A 12,623-nucleotide genomic window follows, 5' to 3' on the forward strand; every position below is an offset into this window, starting at 1 on the left:
GCACAGCATGAACTCAACCCCAACCGTTATTGTGACCGGCGCCTCAAGCGGCATCGGCCTGGCTATCGCCCAGGCTTATCTGGCTCGCGGCTACAATGTTGTCGGCAATTGCCGCACGCTGAAGCGCTTAGAAACGGCGGCGGCAAGCCTGGGCAACACGGCGAATTTCCTGCCGGTGGCCGGAGATATTGCGCTGAAGGCAACCGCAGAAACGCTGTTTAAGCAGGCTATCGCCGCTTTTGGACGAGTCGATATTCTGATTAATAATGCCGGGATCTTTATCCCGAAACCGGCGAGCGAATACAGCGAACAGGATATCGACGCGCTGATTAACACCAACCTGAAAGGGTTCCTGTTCCCGTCCCAGCTTGCCGCCCGCCATATGAGTAAAAACAAGTCGGGCCATATTGTGAACATTACGGCGAGCGTAGCGATGCAGCCCAACGTCAAGGTGCCGGCTTTGTTGCCGGTAATGGTGAAGGGCGGTTTAAACCAGGCGACCAGGGCACTGGCTTTAGAACTGGCGGCAGACAATGTGCGGGTTAATGCCGTTGCGCCCGGCATTATCGAGACGCCACTGCATGCGGATTATTCAGGCTCGGTAGGTTTTCTCAGCTCGCTGTCACCGAGCGGGAAGACAGGCACCGTGCAGGATGTGGTGAACGCCGTGTTGTACCTGACGGATTCAGAGTTTGTCAGTGGGACCGTCATGGCCGTTGACGGCGGCAGCACCGCCGGGATCTGGTGACAGGAGAACGGCCATGCCATACGTTAATATTCGTGTAACCCGGGAAGGCGTCAGCGCAGAGCAGAAGCTGGCGCTGATTGAGGGAGTGACCGATCTGCTGGAGCAGGTGCTGAATAAAAAACCTGCCGACACCTTTGTGGTTATCGACGAAGTTGACACCGACAACTGGGGCGTGAACCGTGAAAGCGTGACCACCCGGCGACGACGCGAAGCCGGGCAGTAGGAGTGATGCTGGCCGCTAGTTGGCGGCCAGCGCAGCCTGAACGTCCGGGAAGAAGGCTAGACGACCCGGGATCGGCTTAACGCCAGCTCGTGCGAGTGTGCGCAGCGGCTGGAATTCAAGGTTTGTCACCCGCAGCTCACAGCCTTCCGGCAGTTTCTCCACAAAGCGCTGGAAGGCATCCAGACCACCCGCGTCCAGCACTGGAACCGCATCCCACTGCAGAATAACCACCCGATGCCCCGGCACTTGCAGGGCCAACTGAGTGAACAGCCCTTCGGCGGCAGCAAAGAATAGTGGCCCGGTGACGCGCAGCGCCAACATATCTTCAGGCACATTCACGTTACTAAGCGGCGCGAGACGGGTCATTCGGGCTACCCGACGCATGAAAAGCAGTGACGCCAGCACAATGCCGACGCTGATGGCTATCACCATGTCAAACAGCACGGTCAGCGACATACAAATCAGCATCACGATGATGTCGTCTTTCGGCGCGCGGCGCAGCAGGTTGACGACTTTATGCGCCTCGCTCATGTTCCATGCCACCATCAGCAGCAGAGCCGCCATCGCCGAAAGCGGTAGCCAGGAAAGCAGAGGGGCGAGCGCCAGCAGGGCAAGGATCACCAGCAGCGAGTGAATGATGGCGGCAACCGGCGAGGTTGCCCCGGCACGCACGTTAGCGGCTGAACGGGCAATCGCTGCGGTAGCGGTAATACCGCCGAAGAACGGAGCAATAATATTTCCCAGCCCCTGGCCGACAAGTTCACTGTTGGCGTTATGTTTTGTCCCGGTCATCCCGTCCAGCACCACCGCGCAAAGCAGCGATTCGATGGCGCCCAGCATTGCCATAGAGAATGCGGCGGGAAGCAGGGCGCTCAGCGAGTCCCAGCTCAGCGTAAAGTCTGAATTTGGCATGTTCCACGGCAGCATTAGCTGAGGCAACAGCTGTGGAATGCCGTTCCCCTGGCTGCCATCGGCCAGCACGTAGTGGAACCGGGAGCCAATAGTGGCCACGTTCCCGCCCATTGAAGTGACGATAGCCATGACCGCGCAGCCCGCCAACAGCGCAGGCAAATGCCCCGGCAGGCGGATCCCCAGACGAGGCCAGAAAATCAGCACCGCGAGAGTGACAATGCCAATGGCGGCATCGCCCATATTCACCGTGGGCATCGCCATTGCCAGCGCGGCGACTTTATTCAGATAGTGCTCCGGCACGTGCTCCAGCGTCAGGCCGAAGAAGTCTTTCACCTGCATGGTGGCGATGGTGATGCCTATCCCGGAAGTGAAGCCCAGCGTTACCGACAGCGGGATGTACTCGATAAGTCGGCCAAAGCGCGCCAGCCCAAACAGGATCAGGAATATGCCGGACATCAGCGTGGCGACCAGCAGCCCCGCAAGGCCAAACTGTTGTGCGACCGGGTAGAGAATGACCACGAAAGCGGCTGTCGGGCCGGAGACGCTGAAGCGCGAACCGCCGCTAAGGGCGATAACAATCCCGGCGACGGCGGCGGTATACAAACCGTACTGCGGCGCAACGCCGCTGCCGATAGCCAGCGCCATTGCCAGAGGGATAGCAATTATCCCCACGGTCACGCCGGCGATGGCGTCGCGGCTAAAGCGGGACAGGGTGTACTTTTCGCGCCAGCAGGCATCTATCAGGGCGCGGAAAGGCATTACGTGAGAAGAAGATACGGTTTTCACTTGTGATTCCATCCGTGAGCGCATCATCTGTCGTTCAGGCAGGTGAAGGAGGCATTGAAAAAGAGTAGTACAAAACGAAAAAACCCGCCGCAGCGGGTTTTAAAAGCAACGTCTATCAGTGTTCGAACATCGCAGAGATAGATTCTTCATTGCTGATACGGCGAATGGCTTCTGCCAGCATCCCGGACAGGGTCAGGGTACGGACGTTTGGCAGGGCTTTGATTTCGTCAGACAGCGGGATGGTATCGCACACAATCACTTCGTCGATCACCGAGTTGCGCAGGTTGTGAACCGCGTTGCCGGAGAAGATTGGGTGAGTAGCGTAAGCGAATACGCGTTTCGCGCCGCGTTCTTTCAGCGCTTCTGCTGCTTTGCACAGCGTACCGCCGGTATCGATCATGTCGTCAACCAGCACGCAATCACGGCCGGACACGTCACCGATGATATGCATAACCTGGGAAACGTTAGCGCGCGGACGGCGCTTATCGATGATAGCCATATCGGTGTCGTTCAGCAGCTTAGCGATAGCACGGGCACGTACCACGCCGCCGATGTCCGGGGAAACCACGATTGGGTTTTCCAGACCGATTTGCAGCATATCTTCCAGCAGAATTGGGCTACCGAAGACGTTATCTACCGGGACGTCAAAGAAGCCCTGGATTTGTTCAGCGTGCAGGTCCACGGTGAGAACACGGTCAACCCCTACGCTTGAGAGGAAGTCAGCAACGACTTTCGCAGTGATTGGCACACGAGCGGAGCGCACGCGGCGGTCCTGACGAGCGTAACCAAAGTAAGGGATAACAGCGGTGATACGGCCTGCAGAAGCGCGGCGCAGGGCATCAACCATAACAACCAGTTCCATCAGGTTGTCGTTCGTTGGGGCACAGGTGGACTGGATGATGAAAATATCACCACCGCGTACATTTTCGTTGATTTGTACGCTTACTTCACCGTCGCTAAAGCGACCGACGGCGGCGTCACCAAGGGAGGTGTACAGGCGGTTGGCAATACGTTGTGCTAGTTCCGGGGTGGCGTTACCAGCAAAAAGCTTCATATCAGGCACGAGAAGAACCTCAGGCATGCGTCCAGTGGCGGATGGTTGCTACCGCAATATGTGCGGGCGGGGTAGCCCCCATCCAGGCGGTGTATTAAAGAGCACGATGCAACGTCTGAAACGAGGTGACGTTGTCACCAATGCCCAGCTTGCCCGGATATGGCCTGATGCAGCGGAGATCTATTAACGCCTCGCGCAACAAACCCATGCAGCCATTCCGGGGCTTGCTCAAGCACCTGCCGGGCGGCATGCTCGGTGTTAAATTCAGCAAACACACAAGCGCCGGTGCCGGTCAGGCGCGACGGCGCGTATTCTAACAGCCAGGAAAGCGCGGCATCAACCTCGCGAAAACGTTTTCTTGCGATAACCTCACAATCGTTGCCAAATTCACATTTTAGCAACGTCGTAATTGACCTGACCGGTGTTTCGCGCGGGAGGTCAGGATCGCCAAAAATGATCGGTGTCGGAATACTCACGCCAGGATGGGCAACCAGGTACCATTTTTCCTCAGGCTCAGCCGGCGTCAGGATTTCGCCAACGCCTTCGGCAAAGGCCGCGTGGCCCCTGACAAACACCGGCACGTCGGCACCAAGGCGAATGCCTAGCCCGGCCAGCTCGTCTTCGCTACAGCCGGTTTTCCAGAGATGATTCAGCGCCACCAACACGGTGGCCGCGTTTGAAGAACCGCCGCCCAGTCCACCGCCCATCGGGAGGCGCTTCTCAACGCCGAGATCCGCCCCGGTACCAGCGGGAAGGGTGCCTTTCTCTCTGGCGTAGTCAACCAGCAGGCGGGCGGCGCGAACGATCAGGTTTTCTTCATCAGGCACGCCGTCAATGGGCGTCACCAGCTGAATTATGCCGTCTTCCCGGAGTTCTATGGTTATCGTGTCGCCATAATCGAGAAACTGAAACAGCGTCTGCAGGTTGTGATAGCCGTCGGCACGGCGGCCGGTAATGTACAGAAACAGATTCAGTTTTGCAGGAGAAGGCCAGCGGGAGATCATTATTTCACCGTCCAGCTGTCCATTTTCAGCTTGATGCGCTGGTCACCTTCGCGCAGTTCCATATTAGAAGGCAGGGAAGGCTGAGTTTTGCTGTCGTAATCGCTGTATACCACTTTCCAGGTTTTGCCGCCCTGGGTGTAGTTCACTTCGCGCAGACGGTACTGGTCGTCCAGCTTGTAATCTGTTGAATCGCCCGGCAGGCCGAGCATCCACTGGCGCAGGCTGTTAAGCGGAATAGGCATCCCGGTCAGCTTGCCGATCATCTCTTCCGCATCTTTGGCGATGTAGCGCTTGCCGTCGCGGTCGGTCAGCTGGACCTGATTTGGCTGAGCGTTAAGCTCAAGTTCAGTGCTGCCGAGCGGGTTGGTCAACAGCAGGCGATAGCGGTCTGGCGCAGTTTGCTGCCAGTTAAAACGGGCATATACCTTTTGGCTATCGGAGAGATAAGCAAAAGCGCCACGCGTCTGATACTGGGTGATTTTTTGCACTTGTTGCTGGTGTTCTAACCACTGCGGCGAGTCAGGACTCTTGCCCGGGCCGCTCGGTTGGTTGACTGAACAGGCGGCCAGTACGAGGCTGGCAAGGGGCAGAAGGCGCATCAGGCGGGCTTTTGGCATCAACATAGCGGCAGCAAATCCTTAAATTCATTTTGTGGTCAACCGTTCATGCTAGCGGGCGGCAGGCGGGGCGTCTACGTTCAAGTTGTCTTAAATCATAAATCACCCACTTACTCCGCAAGGGTAAGCTCTCTTTTATTGATTCGGCTCATCCTGTATGATGCGACCAGAAATCCTTATCAACATCGGTATTACTCAGACCGCTCCATGACCCTGTTAGCGCTAGGAATTAACCACAAAACAGCTCCAGTATCGCTGCGAGAACGCGTCACGTTTTCGCCGGACACGCTCGACCAGGCGTTGGGCAGTTTGCTGGCACAACCCATGGTCCAGGGCGGGGTGGTGCTGTCGACCTGCAACAGGACCGAGCTGTACCTGAGCGTTGAACAACAGGAAAATCTGCACGAGCGGCTGGTTCGCTGGCTGTGCGAGTACCACAACCTCAACGAAGAGGAAGTGCGTAAAAGCCTCTACTGGCATCACGACAACGACGCCGTCAGCCATCTGATGCGCGTCGCGAGCGGCCTGGATTCGTTGGTTCTCGGCGAGCCGCAAATTCTTGGCCAGGTGAAAAAAGCTTTTGCCGATTCACAAAAAGGCCATTCGCGCTCCAGCGAGCTGGAACGCATGTTCCAGAAATCTTTCTCCGTTGCCAAGCGCGTGCGCACCGAAACCGACATCGGCGCCAGCGCCGTTTCCGTCGCGTTTGCCGCCTGTACGCTGGCGCGGCAAATCTTCGAATCTCTTTCCTCGGTTACCGTCCTGCTGGTCGGCGCCGGGGAGACCATCGAACTGGTTGCCCGTCATCTGCGCGAGCACAAAGTTGAGAAGATGATTATCGCCAACCGTACCCGAGAACGCGCCCAGGTGCTGGCCGATGAAGTCGGCGCGGAAGTGATTAGCCTGAGCGAGATTGACGAACGTCTGGCGGATGCCGATATCATCATCAGTTCGACCGCCAGCCCGCTGCCTATTATTGGCAAAGGGATGATGGAGCGAGCACTTAAAGCTCGCCGTAACCAGCCTATGCTGCTGGTGGACATCGCCGTTCCGCGTGATGTTGAACCGGAGGTCGGTAAGCTGGCGAACGCCTACCTTTACAGCGTGGACGACCTGCAGGCCATTATTCAGAGCAACCTCGCGCAGCGTAAAGCGGCGGCGGTTGAGGCTGAAACTATCGTGGCGCAGGAATGCAGTGAATTTATGGCCTGGCTGCGCGCGCAAAGCGCCTCCGAGACCATTCGCGAATACCGTAGTCAGGCAGAGCAGGTGAGAGACGACCTGGCTGCCAAAGCACTGGCTGCCCTGCAACAGGGTGGCGACGCGGAAGCCGTACTGCAGGATCTGGCCTGGAAATTAACCAACCGCCTGATTCATGCCCCAACCAAATCGCTCACGCAGGCCGCCCGTGACGGGGACGACGAACGCCTGCAAATCCTGCGTAACAGCCTCGGGCTGGATTAGCACACACAACTCTTATTACAAGGTGAACCACCGCCCATGAAGCCTTCTATTGTTGCCAAACTGGAAGCCTTGCAGGAGCGCCATGAAGAAGTTCAGGCCCTGCTAGGCGATGCCTCGACCATTGCCGATCAGGACCGCTTTCGCGCCCTGTCTCGTGAATATGCCCAGTTAAGCGATGTATCACGCTGTTTCCTGCAATGGCGTCAGGTACAGGAAGACATTGAAACCGCAGAAAGTATGCTCGGCGACCCGGAAATGCGCGAAATGGCGCAGGAAGAGCTGGCTGAAGCGAAAGCCAGCAGCGAAGAGCTGGAGCAGCAGCTTCAGGTTCTGCTGTTGCCGAAAGATCCTGACGATGAGCGCAATGCGTTTGTCGAAGTCCGTGCAGGCACAGGTGGGGACGAAGCCGCGTTGTTTGCTGGCGACCTTTTCCGCATGTACAGCCGCTACGCCGAATCCCGCCGCTGGCGCATTGAAATCATCAGCGCAAACGAAGGCGAGCACGGTGGTTTTAAAGAGGTTATCGCTAAAATCAGCGGTGACGGCGTTTATGGCAGGCTGAAATTCGAGTCCGGCGGCCACCGCGTGCAGCGCGTTCCAGCCACGGAATCCCAGGGGCGTATTCATACTTCCGCGTGTACCGTGGCTGTGATGCCGGAAATTCCAGAGGCGGAACTGCCGGATATCAACCCTGCGGATCTGCGCATCGATACCTTCCGCTCCTCGGGCGCGGGTGGCCAGCACGTTAACACCACCGACTCTGCAATCCGTATTACCCACTTGCCTACCGGTATTGTGGTGGAGTGCCAGGACGAACGTTCCCAGCATAAAAACAAAGCGAAAGCGCTTTCCGTACTGGGCGCGCGTATTCGTGCTGCAGAAGTCGCCAAACGCCAGCAGGAAGAGGCTTCCACCCGCCGCAATCTGCTGGGCTCCGGCGACCGCTCTGACCGCAACCGTACCTACAATTTCCCGCAGGGGCGCGTGACCGACCACCGCATTAACCTGACGCTTTACCGTCTGGATGAAGTGATGGAAGGCAAAATCGACGCCCTGATCGAGCCGATTGTGCAGGAGTTCCAGGCCGATCAGCTCGCGGCGCTGTCCGAGCAGGATTAATGGAGTTTCAGCTATGGCTTCGCCAGGCCGTTCAGCGTCTGGCGCAAAGCGAAAGCCCAAAGCGGGATGCGGAGATTTTACTGGGATTTGTTACCGGCAAATCCCGCACCTTTATCCTCGCGTTTGGCGAAACCACGCTGACGCCTGCCCAGCAAACCGAGCTTGATGCTCTGCTGGCGCGGCGGGAGCGCGGTGAGCCGGTTGCACACCTCATCGGCGAGCGGGAGTTCTGGTCGCTACCGCTGCGCGTTTCTCCGGTGACGCTGATTCCTCGCCCCGATACCGAATGCCTTGTCGAACATGCTTTAACAAAGCTGCCGGGCACGCCGTGCGCAATACTGGATCTTGGTACCGGGACCGGCGCTATTGCGCTGGCGCTGGCAAGCGAACGTCCTGACTGCGACATCACCGCCCTGGACGTGGTGCCGGAAGCCGTGGCGCTGGCGAAAATGAACGCGGAAAATCTTGGTATAACCAACGTCAGGGTGCTGCAAAGCCACTGGTTTAGCGCCCTCGATGCCGGGCGTTTTTCGCTGATTGTCAGCAACCCGCCTTATATCGACGAAGCGGACCCGCACCTCAGCGAAGGCGACGTTCGCTTTGAGCCGAAAAGCGCGCTGGTGTCGGAGAATCATGGCCTTGCCGATTTAGACACGCTGGTTAACGATTCACGCCGTTTTCTCGAGCCCGGCGGCTGGCTGGTGCTGGAACATGGCTGGAGGCAGGGCGAAAGCGTGCAGCGCTTGCTGCGGGACGCCGGCTTTACCGAGGTTGCAACCTACAAAGATTATGGCGACAACGATCGCCTGACGTCAGGACGCTATCTTTGACTCATTAAGGAACAGACATTTTGGCGACTTATTTCTCACTTAAATATCTGCATATTTTCACCGTCGTTATTTCAATCAGCCTGTTTGTTTTACGCTACTGGTGGCAATATCGCGGGTCTGTGATGTCCGGCAAGCGCTGGGTGCGCATCGTACCGCACGTTAATGATACGCTGTTATTGATCAGCGGTTTTGCGCTGGTCATGATTACGCATTTCTATCCTTTTACGCCGCAGGGAACGTGGCTGACTGAAAAGCTGTTTGGCGTTATCATCTATATCGCTTTAGGTTTTATCGCGCTGGGTAAACGCCCGCGCAGCCAGCAGGTTCGTTGGTTCGCTTTTCTGCTGGGGCTGGTGGTGCTCTACATCATCATAAAACTCGCCACCACTAAAATACCGATATTGGGGTAAGTATGAAGTCGTTAGCCGATTTCGAATTTAATCAGGCACCGCTCTGCGAGGGCATGATTCTGGTCTCGCAGCTGATTCGGGATGATTTCCCGACCGCAGAAGTTAAAGCTCAGCTCGGTGAGTTGGTCAGCCTGGCAAAAGAAGAGATTTGCCAGGGGGCGCATCCCGATCTGCAGCTGGAAAAACTGCTGGAACTCTTTTACGGCGAATGGGGTTTTAAGGACTCTGGCGGCATTTATCGCCTGTCCGACGCCCTGTGGCTGGATAATGTTTTAAAAAGCCGTCAGGGGAGCGCGGTCTCCCTTGGGGCCATCTTGCTGTGGGTTGCCGGGCAGCTCGATATTCCGCTGATGCCGGTTATCTTCCCCACGCAGCTTATCCTGCGCGCCGACTGGATGGATGGCGAAATGTGGCTCATCAATCCGTTTAACGGCGATACGCTGGATGAACACACGCTGGAAGTGTGGATCAAGGGCAACATTAACCCTACGGCCGAGCTGTTTGACGAAGATCTGGACGAGTCTGACAACGCGGAGGTGATCCGCAAGCTGCTGGATACGCTGAAGTCCGCGTTGATGGAAGAGCGGCAGATGGAGATGGCGCTGCGCGCCAGCGAAGTGCTGCTGCAGTTTAATCCGGAAGACCCGTACGAAATCCGCGACCGCGGCCTGATTTATGCACAGCTGGACTGCGAGCATGTGGCGCTCAGCGACTTAAGCTACTTTGTCGAGCAGTGCCCGGAAGATCCGATTAGCGAAATGATTAAGGCGCAAATCAATTCGATTGCGCACAAGCAGATTACCCTGCATTAAGTTCACACCTGATAAGGCGAACATATGAAACAAAAAGTGGTTAACATTGGCGATATCAACGTCGCAAACGATCTGCCATTTGTGCTGTTTGGCGGCATGAACGTGCTGGAGTCCCGCGACCTGGCGATGCGCATCTGCGAACACTACGTGACCGTGACCCAAAAACTGGGAATCCCGTACGTGTTCAAAGCCTCTTTTGATAAAGCTAACCGTTCATCCATTCACTCTTACCGTGGCCCGGGCCTGGAAGAGGGCATGAAGATTTTCCAGGAGCTGAAGCAGACCTTCGGCGTGAAAATTATCACCGACGTGCATGAAGCTCACCAGGCACAGCCTGTGGCCGACGTGGTTGATGTGATTCAGCTGCCAGCTTTCCTGGCTCGCCAGACCGACCTGGTTGAAGCGATGGCCAAAACCGGCGCCGTCATCAACGTGAAGAAACCACAGTTCGTTAGCCCTGGCCAGATGGGCAACATCGTGGATAAATTCGCCGAAGGCGGCAACGACAAAATCATTCTTTGCGATCGCGGCACGCAGTTCGGCTACGACAACCTGGTGGTCGACATGCTGGGCTTTAGCGTCATGAAGCAGGTTTCTAACGGTGCGCCGGTGATTTTCGACGTGACTCACGCCCTGCAGTGCCGTGACCCGTTTGGCGCGGCGTCCAGCGGCCGTCGTGCTCAGGTGACCGAACTGGCTCGTGCCGGGATGGCGACTGGCCTGGCCGGCCTGTTTATTGAAGCGCACCCGGATCCGGACAATGCCCGCTGTGACGGTCCTTCCGCACTGCCGCTGGCGAAGCTGGAAGCTTTCCTGACCCAGATTAAAGCCATTGACGACCTGGTGAAGAACTTCGACCCGCTGGACACCAGCCACTAATTGCTGCAAAAAAACAAAACCCGCCACGGCGGGTTTTTTTATATTTGTTTCCCTCTCCCACTGGGAGAGGGCGTCAACACTAAAGACTGCCATTACAGGCAGCCTTGTTGTCTATTTAGGCAAAAATTGTCATCAGGTAGGCGGCAAACAGCGCCAGGTGCGCGGTGCCGTTAAGCACGTTGGTACGGCCCGTTGAGAACGAAATCTGACACAGCACCAGCGCCGCCAGCATGACCACCATCTGCGGCATACCGAGGGCGAAAATCAGGTCGTTGCCGGTGAACCAGGCAATCAGCGTCACCGCCGGTACGGTCAGAGAAATGGTGGCGAGCACGGAACCGAAGAACAGGTTCATTGCGCGCTGAACCTGGTTGCTCAGTACCGCTTTTAAGGCGCCCAAACCTTCCGGAGACAGAATCAGCAGGGCGACCAGGAAGCCGGTGAACTGGGCCGGTGCATCCATCGCGCCCAGAAGGTGCTCCAGCGGGTTGGCGTTCATCTTGGTGACCGCGATCACCGCAATCAGGTGGACGATAAGCCAGGCCGTATGCCATGTGGAGCTGTGCGCGGAAGGCTTGCCGTGGTGCGGGTCATCGCTGTCGCCTTCATCTTCATGCTCGTAAACAAACAGGCTCTGGTGAGTTTTCGTCTGAATAAGCAGGAACACGCCGTACATGGCGGCAGAAATCAGCGCCACAAGCAGGGACTGGCCCAGTGAGAAGTTGCCGCCCGGCAGCGCCATCGGGAACACCAGCACAATCACCGCCAGCGGGAAAAGCGCGATCAGGTACTGCTTGATGCCAAACAGGTTCATATACTGTGTGGCAAATTTGCGGCCGCCCATCAACAGGGAGAAGCCGACAAGGCCGCCGGTCACAATCATAATGATGGAATAGAGCGTGTCGCGCATCAGCGTCGGAGCGGCATCGCCGGTGGCCATCAGGGCGGAAATCAGGCTAACTTCAAGAATAACGACCGACAGGCTCAGGATTAACGAGCCGTAGGGTTCACCCAGACGGTGCGCCAGCACGTCCGCGTGACGCACGACGCTAAAGGCACTACTGAGAATGGCGACCAGCGCCAAAATATTGATGCCGACAACCACCGGCAGGGACTGGCTTGACCCCCATATCGCCAGTACCGCCAGCGCGAGTACCGGGAAAATGAGAGAACTCTCCTTGTGGCGGGTTTTTACCGCCTCATGTTGTGTTTTTGTCATTCAACTTCTCCATCTCTGCAGGCGATAACCTGTTTTGATCATTATAGTCAGGTTTTTGAAGTCATATAAACTAGCAAAAAACCGTTACTTTTAGTTAAAAATTTACTTACTTTTACGGCGTTTATTTTAATTTAGTTCTAATGCACCAAAATGATGTGTGTTCTTTATTTAGTTTAAATAAAACATATTGATATATATTTCGTTAAAACAAATAACCGCTATTTTTAACGACCTTTGCCCGGTGTATTCGCATGAAAATCACAACCTGAGCGTGAAATCAGCATGTTAGCGATACGGAAACCGGCGAGTAAGCTGTTAACAAAGAGAGGTGCCAGCAAAATTAACCCTCCATTATATGTGTCTAATTTGTGGGTGACAGAGTAACACTCATCAGTCTGGCACGAAAAAATGACAATTTATCTGTTTTGTGATCGTTATCATGCTTGCCAGCGCGCAGCGAATTGCTTATGGTCTTGATATATTGCTCTATTAGTAGGCAAAAGTTGTCAATAAATGCCGGGAAGGCGCAGCGTGTGCAGTCGCACG

General features: G+C 56.2%; 13 protein-coding genes. 8 read left to right on the plus strand and 5 right to left on the minus strand.

The features are described from left to right. The first annotated feature begins 7 nt into the window (after window positions 1-7). Both CNE01S_RS01130 and CNE01S_RS01135 read left to right on the plus strand, forming a co-directional pair. The gene (locus CNE01S_RS01130; RefSeq protein ID WP_061272438.1) at window positions 8-748 is read left to right on the plus strand and encodes an SDR family NAD(P)-dependent oxidoreductase; all 741 of its coding nucleotides are present in this window, start codon (window positions 8-10) and stop codon (window positions 746-748) included. Window positions 749-761: 13 nt separating this feature from the next. Further along, window positions 762-971, plus strand: a complete 210-nt coding sequence (locus CNE01S_RS01135; protein ID WP_061272439.1) for a tautomerase family protein — start codon at window positions 762-764, stop codon at window positions 969-971. 15 nt (window positions 972-986) lie between these two features. Here CNE01S_RS01135 and dauA read toward each other — a convergent pair whose 3' ends face one another. The 4 genes from dauA to lolB all read right to left on the minus strand — a co-directional run bounded on the left by dauA (window position 987) and on the right by lolB (window position 5,350). Then, a complete protein-coding gene (dauA, locus tag CNE01S_RS01140) occupies window positions 987-2,669 on the minus strand; it encodes a C4-dicarboxylic acid transporter DauA (RefSeq protein ID WP_096753977.1) in 1,683 nt (560 codons plus the stop codon). 115 nt (window positions 2,670-2,784) lie between these two features. Next, entirely contained in the window at window positions 2,785-3,732 is a 948-nt protein-coding gene (gene prs, locus CNE01S_RS01145; RefSeq protein WP_008454180.1) for a ribose-phosphate diphosphokinase, read from the minus strand. 125 nt (window positions 3,733-3,857) lie between these two features. Continuing rightward, window positions 3,858-4,727, minus strand: a complete 870-nt coding sequence (gene ispE, locus CNE01S_RS01150) for a 4-(cytidine 5'-diphospho)-2-C-methyl-D-erythritol kinase (protein WP_061272443.1) — start codon at window positions 4,725-4,727, stop codon at window positions 3,858-3,860. Beyond that, window positions 4,727-5,350 (minus strand): lipoprotein insertase outer membrane protein LolB, encoded by a 624-nt coding sequence (lolB, locus tag CNE01S_RS01155; protein ID WP_061272445.1) that lies wholly within the window; start codon window positions 5,348-5,350, stop codon window positions 4,727-4,729. The genes ispE and lolB overlap by 1 nt, the downstream gene beginning before the upstream one ends. A gap of 201 nt (window positions 5,351-5,551) precedes the next feature. Between lolB and hemA the strand changes: the two genes are divergently transcribed. Genes hemA through kdsA form a run of 6 tightly spaced genes read left to right on the plus strand, consistent with a single transcriptional unit; the run spans window position 5,552 to window position 10,858 of the window. Continuing rightward, a complete protein-coding gene (gene hemA / locus CNE01S_RS01160; RefSeq protein ID WP_061272447.1) occupies window positions 5,552-6,808 on the plus strand; it encodes a glutamyl-tRNA reductase in 1,257 nt (418 codons plus the stop codon). A gap of 36 nt (window positions 6,809-6,844) precedes the next feature. After that, window positions 6,845-7,927 carry a peptide chain release factor 1 gene (prfA, locus tag CNE01S_RS01165; protein ID WP_061272449.1) on the plus strand — a complete coding sequence of 361 codons (1,083 nt, stop codon included), beginning with the start codon at window positions 6,845-6,847 and terminating at the stop codon, window positions 7,925-7,927. Then, window positions 7,927-8,757 (plus strand): peptide chain release factor N(5)-glutamine methyltransferase, encoded by an 831-nt coding sequence (gene prmC / locus CNE01S_RS01170; RefSeq protein ID WP_061272451.1) that lies wholly within the window; start codon window positions 7,927-7,929, stop codon window positions 8,755-8,757. Before prfA ends, prmC begins: the two co-directional genes overlap by 1 nt. 20 nt (window positions 8,758-8,777) lie before the next feature. Next, entirely contained in the window at window positions 8,778-9,167 is a 390-nt protein-coding gene (locus CNE01S_RS01175; protein WP_061272453.1) for a SirB2 family protein, read from the plus strand. Between the two features lie 2 nt (window positions 9,168-9,169). Then, entirely contained in the window at window positions 9,170-9,979 is an 810-nt protein-coding gene (gene sirB1, locus CNE01S_RS01180) for an invasion regulator SirB1 (RefSeq protein ID WP_061272455.1), read from the plus strand. Window positions 9,980-10,003: 24 nt separating this feature from the next. Then, window positions 10,004-10,858, plus strand: a complete 855-nt coding sequence (kdsA, locus tag CNE01S_RS01185) for a 3-deoxy-8-phosphooctulonate synthase (RefSeq protein WP_061272457.1) — start codon at window positions 10,004-10,006, stop codon at window positions 10,856-10,858. 115 nt (window positions 10,859-10,973) lie between these two features. Here the strand turns inward: kdsA and chaA are convergent, their stop codons facing one another. After that, window positions 10,974-12,077 carry a sodium-potassium/proton antiporter ChaA gene (gene chaA / locus CNE01S_RS01190; RefSeq protein WP_061272459.1) on the minus strand — a complete coding sequence of 368 codons (1,104 nt, stop codon included), beginning with the start codon at window positions 12,075-12,077 and terminating at the stop codon, window positions 10,974-10,976. Between the last annotated feature and the right edge of the window lie 546 nt (window positions 12,078-12,623).

Origin of the sequence: Cedecea neteri NBRC 105707 = ATCC 33855, from assembly GCF_001571265.1 — a bacterium.
In the GTDB taxonomy this organism is placed as follows: Bacteria; Pseudomonadota; Gammaproteobacteria; order Enterobacterales; family Enterobacteriaceae; genus Cedecea; species Cedecea neteri.

Bases quoted from the DNA above. Each gene is read 5' to 3' on its own strand.
- CNE01S_RS01135 (WP_061272439.1), top strand. From the start codon at position 762: ATGCCATACGTTAATATTCGTGTAACCCGGGAAGGCGTCAGCGCAGAG.
- kdsA (WP_061272457.1), top strand. From the start codon at position 10,004: ATGAAACAAAAAGTGGTTAACATTGGCGATATCAACGTCGCAAACGAT.
- prfA (WP_061272449.1), top strand. From the start codon at position 6,845: ATGAAGCCTTCTATTGTTGCCAAACTGGAAGCCTTGCAGGAGCGCCAT.
- hemA (WP_061272447.1), top strand. From the start codon at position 5,552: ATGACCCTGTTAGCGCTAGGAATTAACCACAAAACAGCTCCAGTATCG.
- CNE01S_RS01130 (WP_061272438.1), top strand. From the start codon at position 8: ATGAACTCAACCCCAACCGTTATTGTGACCGGCGCCTCAAGCGGCATC.
- chaA (WP_061272459.1), bottom strand. From the start codon at position 12,077: ATGACAAAAACACAACATGAGGCGGTAAAAACCCGCCACAAGGAGAGT.
- sirB1 (WP_061272455.1), top strand. From the start codon at position 9,170: ATGAAGTCGTTAGCCGATTTCGAATTTAATCAGGCACCGCTCTGCGAG.
- prmC (WP_061272451.1), top strand. From the start codon at position 7,927: ATGGAGTTTCAGCTATGGCTTCGCCAGGCCGTTCAGCGTCTGGCGCAA.
- lolB (WP_061272445.1), bottom strand. From the start codon at position 5,350: ATGTTGATGCCAAAAGCCCGCCTGATGCGCCTTCTGCCCCTTGCCAGC.
- ispE (WP_061272443.1), bottom strand. From the start codon at position 4,727: ATGATCTCCCGCTGGCCTTCTCCTGCAAAACTGAATCTGTTTCTGTAC.